This is a genomic window from Streptomyces atratus (assembly GCF_040655115.1).
Lineage (GTDB): Bacteria > Actinomycetota > Actinomycetes > Streptomycetales > Streptomycetaceae > Streptomyces > Streptomyces atratus_D.
Window position 1 is genome coordinate 88,026 of record NZ_JBFAJH010000020.1, and the last position, 25,223, is coordinate 113,248.

The 25,223-nt window shown below is 70.9% G+C and carries 18 protein-coding genes and 2 pseudogenes; 14 read left to right on the forward strand and 6 right to left on the reverse strand.

Going from position 1 to position 25,223, the window contains the following annotated elements; all coding sequences use genetic code 11:
- Window positions 1-183: 183 nt before the first annotated feature.
- The 5 genes from leuS (at window position 184) to AB0I23_RS22290 (ending at window position 8,778) form a co-directional block, all read left to right on the forward strand.
- Complete coding sequence (leuS, locus tag AB0I23_RS22270; RefSeq protein ID WP_359111590.1) at window positions 184-3,057, forward strand: leucine--tRNA ligase; 2,874 nt, start codon at window positions 184-186, stop codon at window positions 3,055-3,057.
- A gap of 158 nt (window positions 3,058-3,215) precedes the next feature.
- Window positions 3,216-3,953, forward strand: a complete 738-nt coding sequence (locus AB0I23_RS22275; protein ID WP_359111592.1) for a hypothetical protein — start codon at window positions 3,216-3,218, stop codon at window positions 3,951-3,953.
- Window positions 3,954-4,198: 245 nt separating this feature from the next.
- Window positions 4,199-5,044 carry a DegV family protein gene (locus tag AB0I23_RS22280; RefSeq protein WP_359111594.1) on the forward strand — a complete coding sequence of 282 codons (846 nt, stop codon included), beginning with the start codon at window positions 4,199-4,201 and terminating at the stop codon, window positions 5,042-5,044.
- A gap of 492 nt (window positions 5,045-5,536) precedes the next feature.
- Window positions 5,537-6,229, forward strand: a complete 693-nt coding sequence (locus AB0I23_RS41750; protein ID WP_436846980.1) for a helix-hairpin-helix domain-containing protein — start codon at window positions 5,537-5,539, stop codon at window positions 6,227-6,229.
- A complete protein-coding gene (locus AB0I23_RS22290) occupies window positions 6,226-8,778 on the forward strand; it encodes a ComEC/Rec2 family competence protein (RefSeq protein WP_359111598.1) in 2,553 nt (850 codons plus the stop codon). Before AB0I23_RS41750 ends, AB0I23_RS22290 begins: the two co-directional genes overlap by 4 nt.
- A gap of 26 nt (window positions 8,779-8,804) precedes the next feature.
- On the opposite strand, the pseudogene AB0I23_RS22295 reads toward AB0I23_RS22290, so the two are convergent.
- Window positions 8,805-9,044, reverse strand: a pseudogene (locus AB0I23_RS22295) (pyridoxamine 5'-phosphate oxidase family protein); the annotation flags it as partial.
- 101 nt (window positions 9,045-9,145) lie between these two features.
- On the opposite strand from AB0I23_RS22295, the pseudogene AB0I23_RS22300 reads away from it, so the two are divergent.
- Together AB0I23_RS22300 and AB0I23_RS22305 are read left to right on the forward strand one after the other, a co-directional pair.
- A pseudogene (locus tag AB0I23_RS22300) lies at window positions 9,146-9,359 on the forward strand (arylamine N-acetyltransferase); the annotation flags it as partial.
- Window positions 9,360-9,671: 312 nt separating this feature from the next.
- Complete coding sequence (locus tag AB0I23_RS22305; protein ID WP_359111629.1) at window positions 9,672-10,556, forward strand: YceI family protein; 885 nt, start codon at window positions 9,672-9,674, stop codon at window positions 10,554-10,556.
- An 81-nt stretch (window positions 10,557-10,637) separates the two neighbouring features.
- Here AB0I23_RS22305 and AB0I23_RS22310 read toward each other — a convergent pair whose 3' ends face one another.
- Window positions 10,638-10,883, reverse strand: a complete 246-nt coding sequence (locus tag AB0I23_RS22310; RefSeq protein ID WP_359111600.1) for a hypothetical protein — start codon at window positions 10,881-10,883, stop codon at window positions 10,638-10,640.
- Window positions 10,884-10,965: 82 nt separating this feature from the next.
- Between AB0I23_RS22310 and holA the strand changes: the two genes are divergently transcribed.
- Window positions 10,966-11,955: a DNA polymerase III subunit delta gene (holA, locus tag AB0I23_RS22315; protein WP_359111601.1), complete on the forward strand. Its 990-nt coding sequence runs from the start codon at window positions 10,966-10,968 to the stop codon at window positions 11,953-11,955.
- 92 nt (window positions 11,956-12,047) lie between these two features.
- Here holA and AB0I23_RS22320 read toward each other — a convergent pair whose 3' ends face one another.
- Window positions 12,048-12,671, reverse strand: coding sequence for a hypothetical protein (locus tag AB0I23_RS22320; protein WP_359111603.1), 624 nt, complete (start codon window positions 12,669-12,671; stop codon window positions 12,048-12,050).
- 168 nt (window positions 12,672-12,839) lie between these two features.
- Window positions 12,840-13,106, reverse strand: coding sequence for a 30S ribosomal protein S20 (rpsT, locus tag AB0I23_RS22325; protein ID WP_030921110.1), 267 nt, complete (start codon window positions 13,104-13,106; stop codon window positions 12,840-12,842).
- A gap of 215 nt (window positions 13,107-13,321) precedes the next feature.
- On the opposite strand from rpsT, the gene lepA reads away from it, so the two are divergent.
- The 4 genes from lepA to hemW all read left to right on the forward strand — a co-directional run bounded on the left by lepA (window position 13,322) and on the right by hemW (window position 20,876).
- On the forward strand, window positions 13,322-15,196 hold the full coding sequence (lepA, locus tag AB0I23_RS22330) for a translation elongation factor 4 (protein WP_359111605.1): 1,875 nt from the start codon (window positions 13,322-13,324) through the stop codon (window positions 15,194-15,196).
- 327 nt (window positions 15,197-15,523) lie between these two features.
- Window positions 15,524-17,413 (forward strand): AMP-dependent synthetase/ligase, encoded by a 1,890-nt coding sequence (locus AB0I23_RS22335; RefSeq protein WP_359111607.1) that lies wholly within the window; start codon window positions 15,524-15,526, stop codon window positions 17,411-17,413.
- A 202-nt stretch (window positions 17,414-17,615) separates the two neighbouring features.
- Complete coding sequence (locus AB0I23_RS22340; protein ID WP_359111609.1) at window positions 17,616-19,601, forward strand: ATP-binding SpoIIE family protein phosphatase; 1,986 nt, start codon at window positions 17,616-17,618, stop codon at window positions 19,599-19,601.
- A gap of 33 nt (window positions 19,602-19,634) precedes the next feature.
- Window positions 19,635-20,876, forward strand: a complete 1,242-nt coding sequence (gene hemW, locus AB0I23_RS22345) for a radical SAM family heme chaperone HemW (protein WP_359111610.1) — start codon at window positions 19,635-19,637, stop codon at window positions 20,874-20,876.
- A gap of 315 nt (window positions 20,877-21,191) precedes the next feature.
- On the opposite strand, the gene AB0I23_RS22350 is transcribed toward hemW, so the two are convergent.
- Both AB0I23_RS22350 and AB0I23_RS22355 read right to left on the reverse strand, forming a co-directional pair.
- Window positions 21,192-22,013, reverse strand: a complete 822-nt coding sequence (locus AB0I23_RS22350; protein WP_359111612.1) for a DUF3097 domain-containing protein — start codon at window positions 22,011-22,013, stop codon at window positions 21,192-21,194.
- 24 nt (window positions 22,014-22,037) lie between these two features.
- Window positions 22,038-22,760, reverse strand: a complete 723-nt coding sequence (locus AB0I23_RS22355) for an MBL fold metallo-hydrolase (protein WP_359111614.1) — start codon at window positions 22,758-22,760, stop codon at window positions 22,038-22,040.
- Between the two features lie 182 nt (window positions 22,761-22,942).
- Here AB0I23_RS22355 and hrcA point away from each other — a divergent pair, with 182 nt between their 5' ends.
- Both hrcA and dnaJ read left to right on the forward strand, forming a co-directional pair.
- Window positions 22,943-23,959 (forward strand): heat-inducible transcriptional repressor HrcA, encoded by a 1,017-nt coding sequence (gene hrcA / locus AB0I23_RS22360; RefSeq protein ID WP_037697660.1) that lies wholly within the window; start codon window positions 22,943-22,945, stop codon window positions 23,957-23,959.
- A complete protein-coding gene (gene dnaJ, locus AB0I23_RS22365; RefSeq protein ID WP_037697657.1) occupies window positions 23,960-25,096 on the forward strand; it encodes a molecular chaperone DnaJ in 1,137 nt (378 codons plus the stop codon). It abuts the gene before it with no gap.
- Window positions 25,097-25,223 lie beyond the last annotated feature (127 nt).

The window sequence follows — 25,223 nt, forward strand, 5'->3', positions numbered from 1 at the left end:
TCCGGGCCCGTGCGGTACCCTGACGCCATGCGTGCCGTACGCCTTCTGCTTAGCGAGCCGCGCTGATCAGTCCCGACCGGTGTGAATGCCTGGTTGGAATCGGCGCGGCGTCCCCTCCTGTGCGAGGGGCTTTTTCGTTTCCGTAAGCGCTGGCAGATGACGATCGATGGAGCTTTGAGGATCATGAGCGAGACGAATTCCGCAGTCGACGTGACTGCGCCGCACCGCTATACGGCGGCGATGGCCGCCGACATCGAGGCACGCTGGCAGGACTTCTGGGATGCCCACGGCACGTACGAGGCGCCGAACCCGACGGGCGATCTGGCGGGCGATCCGGAGCTGGCCGCCAAGCCGAAGAAGTTCATCATGGACATGTTCCCGTACCCCTCGGGTGCGGGTCTGCACGTAGGTCACCCGCTGGGCTACATCGCCACCGACGTGTTCGCCCGCCACCAGCGCATGACCGGGCACAACGTGCTGCACACCCTGGGCTTCGACGCCTTCGGCCTGCCGGCGGAGCAGTACGCCGTACAGACCGGTACGCATCCGCGCGCCTCCACCGAGGCCAACATGGTCAACATGAAGTCTCAGCTGCGCCGGCTGGGCCTGGGTCACGACAAGCGCCGCTCGTTCGCGACGATCGAAGCGGAGTACTACAAGTGGACCCAGTGGATCTTCCTGCAGATCTTCAACTCCTGGTACGACACCGAGACGGACCGGGCCCGGCCGATCGCCGACCTGGTCGCGCAGTTCGAGAACGGTGAGCGACCGACCCCGGACGGCCGCGACTGGAGCGCGCTGGGCGCCGCCGAGCGCGCCGATGTCCTGGGCGAGTACCGCCTGGCGTACGCCTCGGACGCTCCCGTCAACTGGTCGCCGGGGCTGGGCACCGTACTGGCCAATGAAGAGGTGACGGCCGACGGCCGTTCCGAGCGCGGAAACTTCCCCGTCTTCAAGGCCAAGCTGCGCCAGTGGAACATGCGCATCACCGCCTACGCCGACCGGCTGCTGAACGACCTGGACGGGCTGGACTGGCCCGAGGCGATCAAGCTGCAGCAGCGCAACTGGATCGGGCGTTCCGAAGGCGCGCGCGTCGACTTCCCCGTCGACGGCGCCGGTGACATCACCGTCTTCACCACCCGCCAGGACACCCTGTTCGGCGCCACGTACATGGTCCTGGCGCCCGAGCACGAGCTGGTGGAGCGGATCATTCCGGCCGCCTGGCCCGAGGGCACCCACCCGGTGTGGACCGGCGGACACGCGACCCCGGCAGAAGCCGTCACCGCGTACCGCAAGCAGGCCGCCGCCAAGTCCGACGTGGAGCGGCAGGCCGAGGCCAAGGACAAGACCGGTGTCTTCACCGGTGCGTACGCGACCAACCCGGTCAGCGGTGAGAAGGTGCCCGTCTTCATCGCCGACTACGTCCTGATGGGCTACGGCACCGGCGCGATCATGGCCGTACCGGCGCACGACGCGCGCGACTTCGCTTTCGCGCGCGCCTTCGAGCTGCCGATGCGCTGTGTCGTCGAGCCGTCGGACGGCCGCGGTACGGACACCTCCACGTGGGACGACGCGTTCGCCTCGTACGAGGCGAAGCTGGTCAACTCCGCAGGCGACGAGATCTCGCTGGACGGCCTGGGTGTCGTCGACGCCAAGGCGAAGATCACCGAGTGGCTGAAGGCGAAGGGCCTGGGCGAGGGGACCGTCAACTTCCGGCTGCGCGACTGGCTGTTCAGCCGTCAGCGCTACTGGGGCGAGCCCTTCCCGATCGTCTACGACGAGGACGGCGTCGCCCACCCGCTGCCCGAGTCGATGCTGCCGCTGGAGCTGCCGGAGGTCGACGACTACTCGCCGCGCACCTTCGACCCGGAGGACGCCGACACCCAGCCCGAGACCCCGCTGTCCCGGAACGCGGACTGGGTCAACGTCACGCTGGACCTGGGCGACGGCAACGGCCCGAGGAAGTACCGCCGCGAGACCAACACCATGCCCAACTGGGCCGGTTCCTGCTGGTACGAGCTGCGCTACCTGGACCCGAGCAACGACCGGAAGCTGGTCGACCCGGCGATCGAGCAGTACTGGATGGGGCCGCGCGAGGGTCAGCCGACCGGTGGCGTCGACCTGTACGTGGGCGGCGCCGAGCACGCCGTACTGCACCTGCTGTACGCCCGCTTCTGGTCCAAGGTCCTGCACGACCTGGGGCACATCTCGTCGGCGGAGCCGTTCCACAAGCTGTACAACCAGGGCATGATCCAGGCCTTCGTCTACCGGGACAGCCGCGGCATCGCCGTCCCGGCGGCCGAGGTCGAGGAGCGCGACGGCGCGTTCTACTACCAGGGCGAGAAGGTCGGCCGCGTCCTGGGCAAGATGGGCAAGTCCCTGAAGAACGCCGTCACGCCCGACGAGATCTGCGCCGAGTACGGGGCGGACACGCTGCGCCTGTACGAGATGGCGATGGGTCCGCTGGACGTGTCGCGTCCGTGGGACACGCGCGCCGTCGTCGGCCAGTACCGGCTGCTGCAGCGGCTGTGGCGCAACATCGTCGACGAGGAGACCGGTGAGGTCACCGTCGTGGACACCGAGCCCGGCGAGGACATGCTGCGCGCGCTGCACAAGGCCATCGACGGCGTCGGCCAGGACATGGCCGGGATGCGCTTCAACACCGCCATTGCCAAGGTCACCGAGCTGAACAACCACCTGACCAAGGCGGGCGGCCCGCTGCCGCGGTCCGTCGCCGAGCGGCTGGTGCTGCTGATCGCGCCACTGGCGCCGCACATCGCCGAGGAGCTGTGGCGTCGGCTGGGCCACACCGAGTCGGTCGTGCACCAGGATTTCCCGGTCGCCGATCCGGCGTACGTCGTGGACGAGACCGTGACCTGCGTGGTGCAGGTCAAGGGCAAGGTCAAGGCGCGGCTGGAGATCTCCCCGTCGATCTCGGACGAGGATCTGGAGGCGCTGGCTCTGGCCGACCCCGCGGTGGTCGCGGCGCTGGACGGGGCCGGGATCCGCAAGGTGATCGTGCGGGCGCCGAAGCTGGTCAACATCGTCCCCGCGTGACCGTCCCGGTCTGCGGCTGACCGCCGGTTGTCGTACGGCGGTGTGAGGGCTTTCCCCTACGGGCAGGTTGGGGGTTCCGATGGAACCCGCGGCCTGCCCGTTCCGTTTACGGTTGAGGGGCCGGTATTCGGCAGCCGAATCGACATCCAAGGGGCGTCATGGAAGCCGTGATCCTGATCCTGGGGCTGCTCTTTGTCGCGTTCATGGCTCTGGGCGTCTACGTGAGCGTCAAGGTCATCGGCGCGGCGAAGCGCGGCGTGGACCGCAGCATCACGCAGGCGCGCCGCACCGTCGAGGACACCACGCTGCGGGCGAAGAGCTATGGCCAGGCGGGCGTGGCAGGGGAGCTGGCGCGGCTCCGGCTCGCGCTGCGTACGTCGATGAGGGCCACGCAGGAGGCGCTGCAGACAGGGGTGGCCGAGGATGCGTCGCTGTCGGAGTCACTGGGGCTGTTCCAGCGGCTGAGCGTGCACGGGCGGGAGCTCGACGAGGAGCTGAAGAGGCTCGAGCGCGAGCCCGACCGCGTGACGGTCGCCTCGCTGCTGCCCGGGCTGAAGCAGCGCACGGAGCGGATCACGCACTCCGCGGAGTCGCTGCGGTGGGCCGCACGCGACCGGGCACGGCAGTTCGCCGACGACGATCTGGCGGCGCTGAACGCGCAGATCGACGTGGAGGCGGGGGCCCTGCGGCACTGGACGGTGGAGGAGCCTGCGGAGCCTTCGGCGGGGGCGGACCGGCGGGGTGGCGCCGGTGCGGGGGCAGGCCCGGGTGGGGACGGGCCGGCCTGGAGGGCGCCGGTCGGCGAGGAGGGGCCGGGGGCGCTCACGGCTCGGGACCCTCGGGGGCAGACGGGCTATCCGTGGCAGAAGGACGCGCGGCCCGAGACGACGAACTGAGGCGGCGGGTCGGACGCGACTGTGGGACTCCGGTCGTGCGCACGGGCGACTGCGGGCGAGCGGTTCGGGCGCGGGACGCACGCGTGTGGGTCGTCGGGTCCGGGCGCGCACATGCGTGTGGCCATCGGGTCCGGCTCGAACCGAAGTGACTGGTGGTGGCAGGATGCGCCCCGAAGCGATCGGATGTGATCACTCGGCCGGGGGCGGACTGCCGAGCCACCGCCCCGGCAGGTAACCTCCCGCTCATGTCCCGCCATGTCGCGATCGTCACCGATTCCACGGCCCACCTGCCGCCCCAGACGATGGAGCGGCATGGCATCACCGCAGTGCCCCTGACCGTCGTCCTCGGCGATCAGGCGCTGGAGGAGGGCACCGAGATCTCGGCCCGCTCCCTCGCGCTGGCGCTCCAGAAGCGACGACCCGTGACGACATCCCGGCCCAGCCCGGAGGTCTTCGCCGCGGCGTACCGGGCGGCGGCCGAGGCGGGCGCAGCCGGCATCGTCTCGCTGCACCTCTCGGCCGAGCTCTCGGGTACGTACGACGCCGCTCTGCTCGCCGCGAAGGACGCTCCGGTGCCCGTGCGGGTGGTGGACACCGGGATGGTGGCCATGGCCCTGGGGTTCTGCGCCCTGGCGGCGGCGGAGACGGCGGAGGGGGGCGGCAGCCTGGACGAGGCGGTCGCGGCCGCCGAGAAGCGGGCCGCGGGCACCTCCGCGTACTTCTACGTCGATACGCTGGACTATCTCCGCCGCGGTGGACGCATCGGCGCTGCCCAGGCCCTGCTGGGGTCCGCACTCGCGGTGAAGCCGCTGCTGCAGCTGGACGGCGGCCGGATCGAGCTGCTGGAGAAGGTGCGGACGGCCTCGAAGGCGATCGCACGACTGGAGGAGATCGTCGTCGAGCGGGCGGGCACCGGCCGGGTGGACATCGCCGTGCACCACTTGGCAGCGCCCGAGCGCGCCGAGCGACTGGCGGAGAGGCTGCGCGTGCGGGTCCCGGGACTGGCCGATCTGCATGTCAGCGAGGTGGGTGCCGTGATCGGTGCGCACACCGGTCCGGGTCTGCTGGGAGCAGTGGTTTCGCCGCGCTGATCTCACTCCTGGGGGTGAGTGGGATATCCACAACTGGTGGGTTGTCCACCGGATGTGGGCCTGCTCAGCGGGTTCGGGCACATGTGCCTAGCGTCGTGAGGCATGGCTCCCCAATCACATCGTGCAAGCAGCGGAAGTGGACCCGGCCGCGCTGCGTCCTCGGACGTGCGGGCCCGACGCAGGCCCGGTGCGGGCCGAGGTGTTGATCCGGGGCCTGGCCCCGGGCGGCGACGGCTTTCGCGTGGACGCGCGGCCGTGGTCGCTGCCGCTTCGCGGCGGCGTGCGGACGCACTCATGGCGGGGGCGAACGGAGCACATGCGGCCCGGCCGGTGACGCGGCCGGCCCCGACCCTGGACACGGCCCCCGCCTCGGCTCCGGCAGTTCCCCGTCCGGGGAGCGCCGCGCCGTCCGACGAGCCGGCGCGGGTGGTGGAGCCGGTTCCGGAGCCGGTTTCGGCCGCGCCGGGGCGGTGGGAGCGGATGGTGCCCGCGGTGCGGGAGCGGCTTCCGATGTGGCTGCGGCTCAGGTGCGGTCTGGAGCCGAGAACCCTTGCCGCGCTCACCGTCGTCCTGGTCGCTGCCGCGGTCTTCGCCGGGGTCCACTTCTGGTCCGTACGGCCCCAGTCCGTACGCGCGCCCGATCCGGTCGACGAGCGTGCGCACGCCCCGGCATCGGACCCGATGACGGATCCCGTCCGTACCCCCGAACCGTCACCCGGACCACCGGCCACCCCAGGACCTGACGGTCGGATCGTCGTCGACGTCAGCGGCAAGGTGCGGCGGCCGGGTATCTACCCCTTGCCGTCCGGAGCGCGGGTGGCCGACGCGCTACTGGCGGCGGGCGGGGCCCGGCCCGGCGTGGACATCACCGGGCTCAACCGGGCCCGGGTGCTGCTGGACGGGGAACAGGTCGTGGTCGGCGCGCCACCCGGCCCACTCGTCTCCGGTGCCACGGGCGGCGCCGGCACAGGCGGCCGTGGTGGCCCGGCGACCGGGCCGGTCAGCCTCAACAGCGCGACCGTGGAACAGCTGGACACCCTGCCCGGCGTCGGTCCGGTCCTTGCCCAGCACATCCTCGACTACCGCACGCAGCACGGCGGCTTCCGTTCCGTCGACGAACTCCGTGAAGTCAACGGAATCGGCGACCGCCGGTTCGCCGATCTCCAACCATTGGTACGGCCATGACCCGTCCGCACGTCCCACCGGACGTCCATGCGGCGTCGGGCCGACGGCTCGGTGCCTCCGACCCACGACAGGAGGGCCCAGTCGATCTGCGGCTGGTCCCGCCGGCCCTCGCGGCCTGGGCCGCCGCGGCGCTCGCCGTATCTGCGCCGTGGCGCTGGACGGTCGTGGGGACGGCGCTCTGTCTCGTTGCCGCCCTGGTGCTCCTCGGCGTCTCCAGGGCCTCGGCGACCCGCGCAGCGCATGCTCGGGCCGCCGACCACCGGGAGTGCGAGGGCGGTGAGGGCAGCGCTGTACGGAACCGGCGCAGGCTCCATGCCACTGCGGCGGCCGCGGTCCTGCTCTGTGCGGCGGCCGGAGCGACGGCGGCGGGACTGCGCGGCGCGGACGCGCGGCAGGGGCCCGTTCCCGGTCTGGCCGACCGTTTCGCGAGGGTCGAGGCGGAAGTGACGGTCACGTCCGACGCACGCCGGACCCGCCCCCGGGTCCAAGGTGACCACAGCTCCCCGGTCGCTCTCCTCCTGGACGCCGAGATCACCGGGCTCACGGCACCGGACGGTGCCACCACCCGTCTTCGTACCCCGGTGCTGGTGATCGTGTCCGCCTCCGGTTCGACGGCGCGATGGGAGCGGCTGCTGCCGTCCACGAAGCTGCACGTGAGCGGCCGGCTCGCGCCACCGCTGCACAGCGGGCAACGCAACGCCGCTGTCCTGCGTCCCGAGGGCAAGGGTCCGCCTCGCGTCACCGGGCCGCCGACCCTTCTCCAGCGCACGGCGGGCGAACTGCGCGCGGGTCTGCGACGCGCGACGGACGGGCTGGATCCCGATGCGCGGGCGCTGCTCCCGGGACTGGTCGTCGGCGACACCTCCCGGGTCACCCCCGAACTGCACGAGGCATTCCAAGCAGCCGACCTCACGCACCTGATGGCCGTCTCCGGTGCCAACCTGGCGATCCTGCTCGTATTGCTCATCGGGCCGCCCGGCGCCGCACTCCGGGTCGAACGCCGCGGTCTGGCGGCCCGGTTGGGCATCCCGCTGCGGATGACCGCGCTGCTCGGTGGCGGGCTCACGCTCGGGTTCGTCCTCGTGTGCCGACCGGAGCCGAGCGTGCTGCGCGCCGCGGTGTGCGGACTGATCACACTGCTCGCGATCGGTACGGGCCGCCGCCGCTCGCTGATTCCCGCTCTGGCCGCCGCCGTTCTGCTGCTCGTGCTGTACGACCCGTGGCTGGCGCGCAGCTATGGCTTCGTCCTCTCCGTCCTGGCGACCGGCGCCCTGCTCACGGTCGCCCCGCGATGGAGTGCCGCGTTGCAACGGAGGCGGGTGCCGCCCCGGCTCGCGGAGGCGCTGGGTGCGGCCGCCGCGGCGCAGGCCGTGTGCGCGCCCGTCGTCGTGGTGCTCGCCTCGCGGGTCAGCCTGGTGGCGATTCCGTGCAACCTGCTGGCCGAGTTCGCGGTGGCGCCCGCCACCGTCCTCGGGTTCGCCGCCCTCGCCGTGGCGCCGGTGGCCATGCCCGTGGCCGAGCTGCTCGCCCGGGTCGCGGGCTGGCCGGCCGGGTGGATCGCCTCTGTGGCCCGCACCGGAGCGGCTCTTCCCGGGGCGGAGATCGACTGGCCCGACGGCTGGCGCGGAGCGCTCCTGCTGACCGTCCTCACGGCCCTGGTGGCGCTGTCCGCCCGCCGTATCGCGCGCCGCCCTTGGGTCTGTTCGGCTGCCGCGCTGCTGCTGGTGCTCGCGGTGCTGCGCCCGGTGCCGCTCACCCGGGTGCTGACGGGATGGCCGCCGCCGGACTGGGCGTTCGTGATGTGCGATGTGGGGCAGGGCGACGCCATGGTGCTTGCGGCGGGGGACGGCGACGGCGTGGTCATCGACACCGGGCCCGATCCGCGACCGGCCGACCGTTGTCTGCGTGACCTGGGCATCACTCGGATTCCGCTCCTGCTGCTCACGCACTTTCACGCCGATCATGTCCGGGGTCTGCCCGGCGTGTTGCGGGGCAGAGCGGTCGGCGAGATCCAGACGACGAGTCTGGACGAACCGCCGGACCAGGCGGCGTTCGTACGCAGAACAGCCGCCCAGGCGCGGGTCCCCCTGGTGAGGGCGGTCGTAGGGGAGCGCCGTCGCATCGGCACACTCGACTGGCGAGTCCTGTGGCCGGCGGGAGGCGCGTCGGCAGGCCCCGTACCGGAGGAACCGAACGATGCCAGTGTCACGCTGTTCGTCCGGACCGGCGGGCTGAGCCTGTTGCTCCTCGGAGACCTCGAACCCCCGGCACAGCAAAGGCTGTTGCGTCAGTACCCGGCGCTTGCGCGGGTGGACGTTCTCAAGGTCGCCCATCATGGATCCGCCCACCAGGACCCCGCGTTGCTGCGCAGCGCGCGTCCCCGGCTTGCCCTGGTGAGTGTGGGCAGGGACAACCCGTACGGGCACCCGGCGGCCCGGACCGTCGAGGCGCTGAGGACCGGGGGAGCGGTGGTGCTGCGCACGGACCTGGACGGCGCGATCGCGGTGACGGGTGCGGGGTCGCGGCTGCGGGCGGTCGGGCGCTCATGACCACCGCCCGGCAGACGGCGTCCCGGCCGACCACGTTCCAGACTGATCCTGGCCTGCCCGGTCGGCGTCACAGTGCGCGCGGTCGGGTTGGTGCGCCGCGTGGCCATCAGCAGAGTCCCGTTGTCCCACACGAACCACAGTGGTACCAGCGTCGGCACGCCGTCTGCCGAAACGGTGGCCACCCAGGCGTCCTCGTCCTTCTCGAAGTGGTCGAGCACATCACGCTCGCGCTGCTCCCGGCTGCGCGCCAGCTCCGGATTCGTCATACTCCGCACGTCGGCGAGAGCGCGCAGCGCCGCACCTGGGTCGGCGGACCTGGGGCCACCGGCTCATGGCATACCGCGGGGCTCCGGGACAGACTTCGGCCATGGACCCGCAAATCGCCGCAGACCGTCGACGCGTACCTTGACCGCATCGGCGCCCGCCGTCCCGCACGTCCCGACGCCGCCGCGCTGCGCGAGCTGCAGCTGCGACACCTCACCGCCGTGCCCTTCGAGAACCTGTCGATCCATCTGGGCGAAGACATCGTGCTCGACGAACAGGCTCTTCTCGGCAAGGTGGTGGGTGGCCGGCGCGGCGGGCGAACGCCGCGAGGTGCCGCTCGCCACGGACGCCGAGGTCTTCGAGGCCTACCGCGAACACTTCGGGCTGCGTCTCCATCGGCTGCCCACGGTCCACCAGGTTGAGATTTCCGGACGCAACGGCTGATGCGCACAAGCGGAAGGTTCAATCCGGACCTTCGGTAACACCTCAGCCCAAGCCCCTGCCAGTCCCTCCGTTTGCCACGAACACCCCAAGAGTGATCGAATGCATGCTCGTCGGCGGGCCGCTGCTCCGACAACGACGTACAGCCGTCCGGCCCCAAGGTGAATCTCCCCCGGGGGTACGTGAAGATGTTCGGCCGTTGGCTGGGAAGCAAGAAGGCAACGGGTGCGGCGCAGGGCAACCCGCTCGCGGGACTCGCGGTACCGCGCACCGCGGGAGTCCTGAGCTGCCGTGTCCTCGATCCGGTCAACGAGGTTGTTCAGCAGGCGGAGTTCGTCGTCACGGACAGTGCGGGCCGCAAGGTCGTCGGCGGTGAGACGGACCCCTTCGGGAACGTCCTGGCCACCGTCCCGGCGGGTGACTACCGGCTCGCTGTCACGGCCGAGGGCTTCACCCCGTTCCACGGTTCGGCCACGGTCTCCCAGAGTGGCCACGCGGGACTCGGGGACGTCATGCTCCAGGTGGCCGCGCCCCCACAGTTGCCCGACCCCGGTGAGTGGGAGATCGAGCCGAACCACTCGCAGATCGGCTTCACGGCCCGCCACATCGGGCTGGCCCGCATCCATGGCCGATTCAACACATTCGCAGGTGCGATACGGATCGCCGATCGCATGGAGGCCTCCGCCATGCACGTGATCATCGACGCCTCGTCGATCGACACCAACGTGCAGATGCGCGACGACCATCTGCGGTCCAGCGACTTCCTCGACGTCGGGCGTTACCCGACGATGGAGTTCTACAGCGACCGCTTCGTTCACCGGGGCGGTAGCCGCTGGGGCGTGAGCGGCGCGCTCACCCTGCACGGCGTCAGCCGTACGGTGACGCTGGACACTCAGTACCTCGGCCTCGGCAACGGTCTTGAGGGGGAGACCAGGGCTGCGTGCCGGGCCACCACCGAGCTGCACCGTGAGGACTTCACTCTCACTTGGCAGACCATGCTGGCCCGCGGTATTGCCGCCGTCGGCTCCAGCATCGCCATCGACATGGACATCCAGATCGTCCCCAAGGGCTGAGTCCCAAGGGCCGCGTCCAGCCGCCGCTGTCGCCGGGACGCGGCGGCTGGGTGGTGTCCGGTGGATCCGGGTCGGACAACCCTAGGGTGCCTCCAGCCAGCCCTCGAACTCGGCTGCCAGCGCGTCGAGTGCCGACGCGTCGAGCCGGCCGTCCGCGTCCTCCACGACCACCAGCCACTGGGCGTCCTCCGCGTCGTCCTCGCCGGCCAGTGCGTCGCGTACGAGTTGAGGTTCCTCGGCGACCCCGAAACGGTCGGCGAGCTCTCCGGCCACCTCCTCCGCGGTATCGCGGTCGGGCAGCACCAGCACATGTCTCACATCGGTCACCTGCCCATTCTCCGGTACGGCGACGGGACGGTGACAGGCGTCGAAGCCGGGCTGTCAGTGGGGCGTGGGATGCTGGACGGCGATGGCCACCAGAAGGAATTCCACCGACGATCCGCTCGCCCCCCTCACGCTCGCCGTGGGCCAGGAGGACCTCCTCCTCGACCGTGCGGTGCAGCAGGTGGTGGCGGCGGCCCGCGCGTCCGACGCCGACACGGATGTCCGCGACCTCACCTCCGACCAGCTCCAGCCGGGCACCCTTGCCGAGCTCACGAGCCCGTCGCTCTTCGCCGAGCGCAAGGTGGTGATCGTGCGCAATGCGCAGGATCTCTCCGCCGACACGATCAAGGACGTCAAGGCGTACCTCGACACACCGGCCGAGGAGATCACGCTCGTACTGCTGCACGCGGGCGGCGCGAAGGGCAAGGGGCTGCTGGACGCGGCGCGCAAGGCGGGCGCGCGGGAGGTCGCCTGTCCGAAGACGACGAAGCCTGCCGAGCGGCTCTCGTTCGTACGGTCGGAGTTCCGGGCGCTGGGGCGCTCCGCGAGCCCCGAGGCGTGCCAGGCTCTCGTCGACTCCATCGGCAGCGACCTGCGGGAGCTGGCGAGCGCGGTGTCCCAGCTGGTCGCGGATGTCGAGGGCACGATCGACGAGGCAGTCGTCGGCCGCTACTACACCGGTCGTGCGGAGGCGTCCAGCTTCACGGTTGCCGACCGGGCGGTGGAGGGGCGGGCGGCGGAGGCGCTGGAGGCATTGCGCTGGTCGCTGTCGACCGGCGTGGCGCCGGTGCTGATCACCAGTGCCCTGGCGCAGGGCGTACGGGCGATCGGCAAGCTGTCCTCGGCGCGCGGGGGCAGGCCCGCGGATCTTGCACGCGAACTGGGCATGCCGCCGTGGAAGATCGACCGGGTGCGGCAGCAGATGCGGGGGTGGACGCCGGACGGGGTGGCGGCGGCTCTGCGGGCGGTCGCGGATGCGGATGCGGGCGTCAAGGGCGGTGGGGACGACCCCGAGTACGCCCTGGAGAAGGCCGTGGTCGCTGTTGCGCGGGCGGCGCGGGCCGGGCGGCGCTAGTGCCCCTCCCGGCAAGCTTTGCCCCGTCGCGCCGCCCAGCATGCGCGCTCGCCGCGTTGGCCAAAAGCCCTGGTAGCTCCTTCCCCAAGCTCTCAACTCCGTTCGAGCAGGGGAGACCCCATCCAAGGACTTCCGGCCGCCTTGCGACCGCACGCACCGGACGACGCTCCTTCCGGGCAAACATTGCCGGTCACGGCACCAGTCCCGCTGTGCGGACCCGAGGGCGGGTGGCCTCTGGTGGTCCCCGGAGGGGCCGACGTCGCCGTTCTCCCACTCGGGGTCGTAGGCGCAGGGCACGGTGGCGCCGCCGGTGACGTACTCCCGGTCCGGGACCAGGTGAAGGACATCCCCTCGGCCCCGTCGTTCCGCTGGACGAACAGGTCCCACATCTTGCCCTTCGCACCCTCACGGCAGGACGTGACCTCCCAGCCGTTGTCCTTGAGGTGCTGGTGCAGTCGGCGGAGGCCGGCGACGGCCCGGCTCGCGGGCACGTGGTCCAGCGCCCAGCTGTGGCTCATCCGGTAGGCGCCGTCGACGGTCTTGTCCTCCAGCCCCAGCAGACCCCCGTCGTAGCAGAAGCCGGAGCTGAACGTGTTCTCCGTACTGACACCGATGTCCTCGACTCCGGGTTCTACGGTGCGCTTGAACCCCACGACGTCGTACGCCTCCTGCGAACGCTGGAAGGCGCGGCTCGCTGGGTCGGCATGTGTGGGCATACCGAAGGCCCCGGCTGTCGCTCTGGGGAGGGCGATGGCCGGGGCCTCGGATTCATGCGTGGTGCGCCGCACCCGCGTGGCGAACGCAGGTTCGGTGTGCGGCGCGGGGGCCGGGCAGGGGCGGGAGAGAGGGCCCGCTGGTCCGTTCCGGCGGTTACATCAGAAAGCTCAGCCCTGGAGGGCGGCAACCTTGGAGGCCAGCGCCGACTTCTTGTTGGCGGCGGCGTTCTTGTGGATGACGCCCTTCGAGACAGCCTTGTCGAGTGCGCGCGAAGCGTCGCGAACGGCCGTGGTGGCCTTCTCGACGTCGCCCGCAGCGGCAGCCTCACGGGCCTTGCGGATCGCGGTCTTGAGCGAGGACTTGACGGCCTTGTTACGCAGGCGCGCCTTCTCGTTCGTCTTGTTCCGCTTGATCTGGGACTTGATGTTCGCCACGAAAGAGCCTTTTCAGGTTCGTTGGATCTTCGATGTGCGCCCCGCCGCCCGAAAGGGCCACGAAGCACAGCTGTCAACGTTACCAGCCGTGCTCCGACCGGCCCAAACCGGTCCATGCCCCGCGGGCGTGGGACGATAGAGGCTACGTATCGATCCGACCGACCCGACATCGACCCGAGACACGGCGTTCGGCGTCTCAAGAATCAGGACCCTGCGTGCCCGCGACTCCTATCCACGTGCCCGAGCCGAGCCGTACCGACCCGGCGCTGATCCGCAACTTCTGCATCATCGCGCACATCGACCACGGCAAGTCGACCCTTGCCGACCGGATGCTTCAGCTGACGGGTGTGGTCGACCAGCGGCAGATGCGCGCTCAGTACCTCGACCGGATGGACATCGAGCGCGAGCGCGGCATCACCATCAAGTCCCAGGCGGTACGTCTGCCCTGGGCGCCCACCACGGGCGAGGGCCAGGGCAGCACCCATGTCCTCAACATGATCGACACGCCGGGCCACGTGGACTTCACGTACGAGGTCTCCCGCTCGCTCGCCGCCTGCGAGGGCACGGTCCTGCTGGTCGACGCCGCGCAGGGCATCGAGGCCCAGACGCTGGCCAACCTCTACCTGGCGATGGAGAACGACCTCACCATCGTTCCGGTGCTCAACAAGATCGACCTGCCGGCCGCGCAGCCGGAGAAGTTCTCCGAGGAGCTGGCCAACCTCATCGGCTGCCAGCCCGAGGACGTCCTCAAGGTCTCCGCGAAGACCGGTGTCGGTGTGGACGCCCTGCTGAACCGGGTGGTCAGGGACGTTCCGGCGCCTGTCGGCAAGGCCGACGCCCCGGCCCGCGCGATGATCTTCGACTCGGTCTACGACTCGTATCGCGGCGTCGTCACGTACGTCCGTGTCGTCGACGGCCAGCTCAACAAGCGCGAGCGCATCAGGATGATGTCCACCGGCGCCACCCACGAGCTGCTGGAGATCGGTGTCTCCTCCCCGGAGATGACCCCGGCCGACGGTCTCGGTGTGGGCGAAGTGGGCTACATCATCACCGGTGTGAAGGACGTCCGGCAGTCCAAGGTCGGTGACACGATCACCTCCCTGAACAAGGGTGCGACCGAGGCGCTGGGCGGCTACAAGGACCCCAAGCCGATGGTGTTCTCGGGTCTGTACCCGCTGGACGGCTCGGACTACCCCGACCTGCGCGAGGCCCTCGACAAGCTCCAGCTCAACGACGCCGCCCTGGTGTACGAGCCGGAGACCTCCGCGGCCCTCGGCTTCGGCTTCCGTGTCGGCTTCCTCGGCCTGCTGCACCTCGACGTGATCCGCGAACGCCTGGAGCGCGAGTTCGGTCTGGAGCTCATCGCCACCGCCCCCAACGTGGTCTACCGCGTGGACATGGAGGACGGCAGCGAGCACATCGTCACCAACCCGAGCGAGTTCCCCGAGGGCAAGATCGACAAGGTGCACGAGCCGGTCGTGCGTGCCACCGTCCTCGCCCCCAGCGAGTTCATCGGCGCGATCATGGAGCTCTGCCAGAACCGGCGCGGCACCCTGCTCGGCATGGACTACCTCTCCGAGGACCGGGTCGAGATCCGTTACACCCTGCCACTCGCGGAGATCGTCTTCGACTTCTTCGACCAGCTGAAGTCCAAGACCCGCGGGTACGCCTCGCTCGACTACGAGCCCACCGGCGAGCAGTCCGCCCAGCTCGTCAAGGTCGACATCCTGCTGCACGGCGACAAGGTCGACGCGTTCTCCGCGGTCACGCACAAGGACAAGGCGTACGCGTACGGCGTGCGGCTCGTCGCCAAGCTGCGCGAGCTCATCCCGCGGCAGAACTTCGAGGTGCCGATCCAGGCGGCCATCGGCTCCCGGGTCATCGCCCGTGAGACCGTCCGCGCCATCCGCAAGGACGTCCTCGCCAAGTGCTACGGCGGCGACATCTCCCGTAAGCGGAAGCTGCTGGAGAAGCAGAAGGAAGGCAAGAAGCGCATGAAGATGGTCGGCAATGTGGAGGTGCCTCAGGAGGCCTTCATCGCCGTGCTGTCGACGGACGAGTCGGGCGGCGAGGGCAAGGGCAAGAAGTAGTTCTCGGCGGATTCCCGCTTCCGGGCGGCGTCCGGCTTCCGTACCCGCTACTGGGTGGTAGCCCAACGGGCCCCTGTACCGCAGCACGCTGCGGTACAGGGGCCCGTTCGTTACGAAGCGGCGTCCGACTGCCTCTTACGCGGCGGACGTGGGCGCTCTACCCTGATCACGACTTCGTAGTTACTCGCCAGTTAAGCAAGCGGAATCACCCGCGCGGACAAGCACGCAGGACAAGCACGCAGACGGACGTACCTAAGCAGGAACAAGCAGCAGCACGCAGCAACCACCAATCGGTCGTGAAGCACTGCCGCAGGCCCGGAGGATGTCGTGAGCGACACACAGACCCTGATCGATAACCGACCGCCCTCCGTGGCGACCCTCTTCATCGACCGCGTTGCGGCCACTCCGGACGGGGAGGCCTACCGCTTCCCGGTCCCGTCGGCCACCGGCCAGGGCCCCGATGAGTGGAAGTCGGTGAGCTGGGCACAGGCCGCGGAACGCGTGTACGCGATCGCCGCCGGGCTCATCGGTCTGGGTGTGGAGCCCGAGCAGCGGATCGCGCTGTCCTCGTCCACCCGCGTCGAGTGGATCTTCGCCGACCTCGGTGTGATGTGCGCGGGCGCCGCGACGACCACGATCTACCCGTCGACGAACGCCGAGGAGTCGGCGTTCATCCTCGCCGACTCCGAGAGCCGGGTGCTGATCGCGGAGGACGCCGGCCAGCTGGCCAAGGCCCGTGAGCGCCGCGCCGAGCTGCCGGAGCTCGCCCATGTCGTCGTCATCGACCCGCAGGGCGTCGAGCCCGACGCGGCCGACCCCGAGGGCTGGGTGCTCTCGCTGGCCGACCTGGAGGCCCGCGGCGCCGAACTCCTGACGAAGAACCCGTCCGTGGTTCAGGAGCGGGCGGGCGCGATCACCGCCGGCCAGCTGGCCACCCTGATCTACACCTCGGGCACCACCGGCCGCCCCAAGGGTGTGCGCCTGCCGCACGACAACTGGTCGTACATGGCCAAGGCCACCGTGGCGACCGGCCTGATCACCGAGGACGACGTCCAGTACCTCTGGCTGCCGCTCGCGCACGTCTTCGGCAAGGTCCTCACCTCCGGCCAGATCGAGGTCGGCCACGTGACCGCCGTCGACGGACGGATCGACAAGATCATCGAGAACCTGCCGGTCGTCCAGCCGACGTACATGGCCTCCGTGCCCCGGATCTTCGAGAAGGTCTACAACGGGGTCGCGTCCAAGGCGCGGGCGGGCGGCGGCGCCAAGTACAAGATCTTCCAGTGGGCGGCCGGGGTCGCACGCGAGTACGCGAAGGTGTCCCAGGACAATTTCCGGCGCACCGGCACGGCCTCCGTACCGTTCGCACTCGGCGCCAAGCACAAGGTCGCCGACGCGCTCGTCTTCGCCAAGATCCGCGAGGCCTTCGGCGGCCGGCTCCGCGCCTGTGTCTCCGGCTCCGCGGCGCTCGCCCCCGAGATCGGCTACTTCTTCGCCGGCGCCGGCATTCACATCCTGGAGGGCTACGGGCTCACCGAGTCCAGCGCCGCCTCCTTCGTCAACCCGGGCGAGGCCTACCGCACGGGTACGGTCGGCAAGCCGCTCCCCGGCACCGAGGTACGGATCGCGGACGACGGCGAGATCATGCTGCGCGGCCCCGGCATCATGCAGGGCTACCACCGCCAGCCGGAGAAGACCGCCGAGGTGCTGGAGGCCGACGGCTGGCTGCACAGCGGTGACATCGGCGAGCTCTCGGTGGACGGCTACCTGCGGATCACCGACCGCAAGAAGGACCTGATCAAGACGTCGGGCGGCAAATACGTCGCCCCGGCGGAGGTCGAGGGACAGTTCAAGGCGGTGTGCCCGTTCGTCTCCAACATCCTGGTGCACGGCGCGGACCGTAACTTCTGCACCGCCCTGATCGCCCTCGACGAGCCGACCATCCTCGGCTGGGCCGCCGAGAACGGCCTGGCGGGCACGTCGTACGCCGACGTGGTCGCGTCCCCGCAGACCGTGGAGCTCATCGACGGCTATGTGAAGCGGCTCAACGGGCGGCTGCAGCGCTGGCAGACCATCAAGCAGTTCCGGCTGCTGCCGCGCGACCTCGACGTCGAGCACGGCGAGCTGACGCCGAGCCTCAAGCTCAAGCGGCCGGTCGTCGAGCGCGCGTACAAGAGCCTCATTGACGAGATGTACGCGGGGGCCCGCGAGGCGTAGGGCGAGGCGTCGCGAAGCGCGCGCGGTGCGGACGGGGTGAGCTGCCCCGTCCGCACCGTCGTTTCGCGTCGCCGTTCCTGCGTCTTCTCCGCCCACTTCGGTAACTCCGTGCTTAGGGGACGGGTCGGTCTGTCACTCTGTCGGTGTCGTCAGCGGCACACGGCGAGAACAGGCCGTGCGAGAACAGGTCAGGAGCTGCGCCATGGGGCCCATTCCCGTGCAGCGGGACACCGTTCAGCGTCCCGGTACACACGTCGGACAGGTGGACCCGCACCCGGTCGCCCGGACGAGCCTGCCAGGCAACCCGCTCGCGCCGGCCGCCGCCCGCCGGTTCGTCCGGGCCGCACTGGCCGAGTGGACCGGACTCGGGCTGCCCGCGGCCGTCGGCTTCAGCGACCGGCTGGGCGACGACGCGGTGATCGTGGTCAGCGAGCTCGTCACCAACGCCGTCGTGCACGCCGGGACCACCGTCGAACTGCTCTTCCGGCTGGAGGAGGCAACCGACGAGGAGTCCGCCGCACTGGTCCTGGAGGTCGCCGACCACCACCCCGCCCGTCCGCTGCGCAGCGAACGCCCCGGCTCGTTACCCGCGGCGGAGCAGGACGGCCCGGCCGAGTGCGGTCGGGGGCTCCAGGTCGTCGCCGCTCTCGCCGAGCGCTGGGGCATCACGTACCGCACCGGCGTCAAGACCGTCTGGGCCCGGCTGCCCGTCGACGACTGGACCGCGCCGCCCGGCACGACCGCCGAGCCCGATCTCCGCAGCGGGCTCCGCACCGCCGAACTGCTCGCCCCCACCGCCCGGCGCGCCCTGCGCGACAACGCGGACTGGGTGGGCCGCGGCGCCCTCTCCTTCCTCGCCGAAGCCTCCGATCTGCTCACCGGCCAGCTCGACGAGGACATCGTGGCGGCGCTCGCCGGACAGCTCCTGGTGCCCCGGCTCGCCGACTGGTGCGCCATTTGGCTGGAGCCGGAGAACGGCGGACCCGCGGCAGTCCCCCGGCTCGCCAGCGTCTGGCACCGCGACGAAGCCGAGACGGGACAGCTGCGTGCGGCGTTGGAGCGCGAGCCGATCCGGCTGCCGGAGCGCGTGGGCACCGGACCCGTCTCCATGCCATGGCCCGGGGCGGACGAGGATGAGGCCGACAAGGGGATCCGCGAGGTCCCCGGTGGGGGTGCGGGCAGCCGCGAGGGGGCGGCGACGGCCTACCGGATCGCCGCGGGCGGCCGTACGCTCGGCGCCGTTCTCCTCGGGCGGGAGGGCATCGCGCGTGTTCCCGACGGGGTGACCGCCCTGGTCGAGGATTTCGTACGCCGCGTCGGCCTCGCCGTCGGCGCCGCTCGCGCGTACACCCGGCAGGCCACCATCAGCCGCGTCCTGCAGCGCGGTCTGCTCCCCAGCAAGGTCGCGGAGATACCCGGCGTCACCAGCTCACTGGTGTACGAGCCCAGCGACGACGGTGTCGTCGGAGGTGACTTCTACGACATTTTCGCGTGCCCCGGCGACCGCTGGTGCTTCATCCTCGGCGATGTGCAGGGCAGCGGACCCGAGGCAGCCGTCGTGACCGGTCTCGCCCGACCCTGGCTGCGGCTGCTGGCCCGGGAGGGGTTCCGCGTCGGCGAGGTGCTGGACCGGCTCAACCGGCTGCTCCTCGACGACGCGATGGAGACCGCCGAGGCCGCCGCGCTCATGGTCGCGGCTGCGGGCGGGCAGCACTTGGCGCAGGGCGGCCAGCATCTGCGCGAGCACGGTCCGCAGCTGCCGGACGGCGGGCAGCCCCGGTTCCTCTCCCTGCTGTACGGGGAGATGGTGCCGCTGCCCGGTGGCGGAGTGCGCTGCACCCTCGCCAGCGCGGGCCATCCGCTGCCGCTGCTGCTGCGGCCCGACGGCACCGTGCGGGCCGCCGCCGAGTCGCAGGTACTGCTCGGGATCGTGGAGGACGTCGCGTACGAGAGCCAGAGCTTCGACCTGGCGCCGGGGGACAGTCTGCTCTGCGTCACGGACGGGGTCACGGAGCGGCGCTCCGGGCCGGCGATGTTCGACGACGGGGACGGTCTCGCCCGGGCGCTGGCCGGGTGCGCCGGGCTGACCGCGGAAGGGATCGCGGACCGGATCAAACGCGCCGTGCACGAGTTCGCCGAGCGCCCGCCGGACGACGATCTGGCGCTGGTGGTCCTGCAGGCCCAGTGAGCGTGGGCGGGGCACGGCCGGCGGCGAGTGACAATGGACGGTATGCCTTCCGTACTGCCCGATGGTGAGCCCGTGCCCGACGACGGGGCGCTGCCCCGCCATGCCCTGGAAGGCGCCGCCGACCGGCCGCTCGGTTTCTACCTGCACGTGCCGTACTGCGCCACGCGCTGCGGGTACTGCGACTTCAACACGTACACGGCGACCGAGCTGCGGGGGTCGGGCGGTGCGCTGGCCTCCCGTGACAACTACGCCGCCCATCTGATCGGCGAGGTCCGCCAGGCCCGCAGGGTGCTCGGCGACGACCCGCGGCCGGTCCGTACGGTGTTCGTCGGCGGCGGTACGCCCACGCTGCTGGCCGCCGGGGATCTCGTACGGATGCTGGCGGCGATCCGTGACGAGTTCGGGCTCGCCGACGACGCGGAGATCACCACCGAGGCCAATCCGGAGTCGGTCGACCCGGCGTATCTGGCGGAACTGCGGGAAGGCGGCTTCAACCGGATCTCGTTCGGGATGCAGAGCGCCCGGCAGCACGTGCTGAAGATCCTCGACCGCACGCATACGCCGGGGCGGCCCGAGGCGTGTGTCGCCGAGGCCCGGGAGGCGGGCTTCGACCACGTCAATCTCGACCTGATCTACGGCACCCCAGGGGAGTCCGACGACGACTGGCGGGCCTCGCTGGACGCGGCGATCGGAGCGGGGCCGGACCATGTGTCCGCGTACGCGCTGATCGTCGAGGAGGGCACGCAGCTGGCGCGGCGGATCCGGCGCGGCGAGGTTCCGATGACGGACGACGACGTCCACGCCGACCGGTATCTGATCGCCGACGAGGCCATGGCCGCGGCGGGCTTCTCCTGGTACGAGGTGTCGAACTGGGCCCGGACGGTGGACGGACGGTGCCTGCACAACGAGCTGTACTGGCGGGGCGCCGACTGGTGGGGGGCCGGGCCGGGGGCGCACAGTCATGTGGGCGGGGTGCGCTGGTGGAACGTGAAGCATCCCGGCGCGTACGCGCAGGCGCTCGCGGAGGGGCGGTCGCCGGGCGCGGGGCGGGAGATCCTGACGGCGGAGGACCGGCGGGTCGAGCGGATTCTGCTGGAGCTGCGGCTGGTCGACGGGTGTCCGCTGTCGCTGCTGGCGCCCGCCGGGCTGGCTGCGGCGGGGCGCGCGGCGGCGGACGGACTGCTGGAGGCGGCGCCTTATGCGCAGGGGCGGGCGGTGCTGACTCTGCGGGGGCGGTTGCTCGCGGATGCGGTGGTCAGGGACCTGGTGGACTGAGGAAGCGGGTGCGCCTGCGGCGGGACTTCTCCCTGGCCCGCTCCTTCCCGTGACCGGGGGATCGGCCCCGGCCCCCCGGTCCTCAGTCGCCGCACGGGCTCGACGACGGCCTATGAGCCTGTCGGGTGACCTCTGATCGGGCGGCCACGCCCTGGCACGCACGCTTCCCGCGTTGCCGAAATATCCCAGTAGCTCCTTCCCCAAGCTCTCAGCTTCGTTCGAGCAGGGGAGACCCCATCCGAGGACATCCCGCCGCCTTGGAATCGCACGCACCAGACCGCGTCCGCTGTCCGATCGAAGGTCACCCGACAGGCTCTATGCCGCCGACGCCGTCACGAAGTCGATCAGGTGTTCCACCGGGCCCAGCAGGGCGGGCTCCAGGTCCTTGTACGAGCGGACCGTCGACAGGATGCGCTGCCATGCCGCGCCCGTGTTCTCCGGCCATCCCAATGACCGGCACACGCCCGTCTTCCAGTCCAGGCCGCGGGGCACCACCGGCCAGGAGCCGATGCCCACCGAAGCCGGCTTCACCGCCTCCCAGACGTCGATGTACGGGTGGCCCACCACCAGCACGTTCGCGTCGGTGACCTCGGCCGCGATCCTCGACTCCTTGGAGCCGGGGACCAGGTGGTCGACCAGGACGCCCAGTCGCGCATCCGGGCCGGGGGCGAACGCGCGGACGATGGACGGGAGGTCGTCGATGCCCTCCAGGTACTCCACCACCACGCCCTCGATGCGCAGGTCGTCGCCCCAGACACGTTCGACCAGCTCCGCGTCGTGCCGGCCCTCCACGTAGATCCGGCCCGCCCGCGCCACCCGGGCCCGCGCCCCAGGGACCGCCACGGAACCGGAGGCCGTGCGGGCGGGCCGGGCCGGGCCGGTCGCCGACGGGCGAACGAGGGTGATGACGCGGCCCTCCAGGAGGAAGCCGCGCGGTTCCATCGGGAACACCCGGTGCTTGCCGAAACGGTCCTCCAGGGTCACCGTCGGGCCCTGCGCCGTCTTCTCGCAGCGGATCACCGCACCGCAGAAGCCGGTGGAGACCTCCTCCACGACCAGATCGAGCTCGGCGGGGACCTCAGGGACGGGAGCGGACTTCTTCCAGGGCGGGGTCAGGTCCGGGTGGTAGCTGCGCATCGGACGACGATAGGACGGGAACGGTCACGACACGCCGAAGGCGGCGGACAGCCGGTCACGTTGTGCCCGCACGAACGCCGCGTCCACGACGGCCCCGTGCCCCGGTACGTACACCGCGTCCTCGCCGCCCAGCGCCAGCAGCCGGTCCAGCGCGGCCGGCCAGCGCGCCGGGATCGCGTCCGGGCCCGCCTGAGGTTCGCCCGATTCCTCGACCAGGTCGCCGCAGAGGACCACGGCCGGGGAGCCGGGCACGAGGGCGACGAGGTCGTGGCCGCTGTGGGCGGGGCCCACGTTCGCCAGCAGCACCTGGCGGCCACCACCCAGGTCGAGCGTCCATTCGTCGCACACCTGGTGGTGCGGCGCCACCAGGACGTCCACCGCCTGTGTCGCGTCCTCCTCGGGCACCCCCTGGCGTACCGCGTCGGCGTGCAGCTCGTCCGCGCCGCCGGCCAGGAGAGCGGCCGTACCGGCCGCGCCGTACACCTCCGCCCCGGCGAATGCCGCGGTGCCGAGCACATGGTCGAAATGAGGGTGGCTGAGTGCGATATGCGTCACCCTCCGGCCGGTCAGGGCCTGCGCCTGGGTCCGTATCTCCACACCCTCACGCAGCGTGGATCCCGTATCGAAGAGCAACGTGCCCTCGGCTCCGAGCACCAGTGCGACCGTGGCATCCCATCCGGGGAGCCTCCGGCGGCCCACACCGTTGCCCAGTCGCTCCCAGCCGAACTCTTCCCAAGACGCGTTCATGCGGACACGCTATAGGCAACGACCTGCGCGGTCTCGCGGTAGCGTGGCCGGTCGCCCTTGCTCGGGCCCCACCCGACCGCCGTACACTGGCGGGGGATTGCTGGCACTCGTACGCATCGAGTGCCAGGAATCACCGGAGATCGACCAGAACCACCGAGGAAACACAGCTGGAGGTGTGCGCCATGCTCAGCGAACGCAGACTCGAAGTGCTGCGCGCCATCGTCCAGGACTATGTCGGCACCGAGGAGCCCGTCGGCTCCAAGGCGCTCACCGAGCGGCACAAGCTGGGGGTCTCCCCGGCCACCGTCCGCAACGACATGGCTGTGCTGGAGGACGAGGGCTTCATCGCCCAGCCCCACACCAGCGCGGGTCGCATCCCGACGGACAAGGGCTACCGGCTCTTCGTCGACAAGCTCGCAGGGGTCAAGCCCCTGTCGTCGCCGGAGCGCAGGGCCATCCAGAACTTCCTCGACGGCGCGGTCGACCTCGACGACGTCGTGGGCCGCACCGTACGGCTGCTCGCGCAGCTGACCCGGCAGGTCGCCGTCGTGCAGTACCCCTCGCTGACCCGGTCCACGGTGCGGCATGTGGAACTGCTGTCGCTGGCGCCCGCCCGGCTGATGCTCGTGCTGATCACGGACACCGGCCGGGTCGAACAGCGCATGATCGACTGTCCCGCGCCGTTCGGTGAGACCTCTCTCGCCGATCTGCGGGCCCGGCTCAACAGCCGGGTCGTGGGACGCCGGTTCTCGGACGTCCCGCAGCTGGTGCAGGACCTGCCGGAATCCTTTGAGAGCGAGGACCGGGGAACCGTGTCCACCGTGCTCTCCACCCTGCTCGAAACCCTTGTCGAGGAGACGGAGGAGCGGCTGATGATCGGCGGCACCTCCAACCTCACCCGCTTCGGGCACGACTTCCCTGTGATGATCCGGCCGGTGCTGGAGGCACTCGAGGAGCATGTCGTGCTGCTGAAGCTGCTCGGCGAGGCCAAGGACTCGGGCATGACCGTACGTATCGGGCACGAGAACGCCCACGAGGGGCTCAACTCCACGTCCGTCGTCGCGGTCGGCTACGGTTCGGGCGACGAGGCAGTCGCCAAACTCGGCGTGGTCGGACCGACCCGCATGGACTACCCCGGAACGATGGGAGCGGTACGCGCAGTGGCACGTTACGTCGGACAGATCCTGGCGGAGTCGTAAGTGGCCACGGACTACTACGCCGTTCTCGGCGTGCGCCGCGACGCGTCTCAGGACGAGATCAAGAAGGCCTTCCGGCGGCTCGCACGCGAGCTGCATCCGGATGTCAACCCCGATCCGAAGACCCAGGAGCGGTTCAAGGAGATCAACGCCGCCTACGAGGTGTTGTCGGACCCGCAGAAGAAGCAGGTCTACGACCTCGGCGGCGACCCGCTGTCCGCCTCCGGCGGCGGTGGCGCGGGTGGATTCGGGCAGGGTGGCTTCGGCAACTTCTCCGACATCATGGACGCGTTCTTCGGCACGGCGTCGCAGCGCGGACCGCGGTCGCGCACCCGGCGCGGCCAGGACGCGATGATCCGGCTGGAGATCGATCTCGCCGAGGCGGCGTTCGGCACCACCAAGGACATCCAGGTCGACACGGCCGTCGTCTGTACGACCTGCAACGGTGAGGGTGCCGCGCCCGGCACCTCCGCCCAGACCTGTGACATGTGCCGCGGCCGCGGTGAGGTCTCCCAGGTCACCCGGTCGTTCCTCGGCCAGGTCATGACCTCGCGGCCCTGCCCGCAGTGCCAGGGTTTCGGCACGGTCGTGCCGACCCCGTGCCCGGAGTGCGCCGGCGACGGCCGCATCCGTTCACGGCGCACGCTCACCGTGAAGATTCCCGCCGGTGTCGACAACGGCACCCGCATCCAGCTCGCGGGCGAGGGCGAGGTCGGCCCCGGCGGCGGCCCGGCCGGCGACCTGTACGTCGAGATCCATGAGCTGCCGCACCCGGTGTTCCAGCGCCGCGGCGACGATCTGCACTGCACGGTCACCATCCCCATGACGGCGGGCGCGCTCGGCACCAAGGTGCCGCTGGAGACGCTCGACGGCCTGGAGGAGGTCGACATCCGGCCGGGCACCCAGTCGGGCCAGTCGGTTCCGCTGCACGGCCGCGGCATCACGCATCTGCGGGGCGGCGGGCGCGGTGACCTGATCGTGCACGTCGAGGTGACGACCCCGTCGAAGCTGGACCCGGAGCAGGAACGACTGCTGCGGGAGCTGGCGAAGCTGCGCGGCGAGGAGCGGCCCACCGGTCAGTTCCAGCCAGGGCAGCAGGGACTCTTCTCCCGCCTGAAGGATGCGTTCAACGGCCGCTGAGGGCCGCCCGACCCCTCTGTTCCCTTGTGTCGCAGCGCCCGCCCGTCCTCGGGTCGGCGGGCGTTGCTGCGTACCGCGTATACCGCTCCGGCCATGCCGTGGCTGATTCGGCAGGGTGCACCGGACG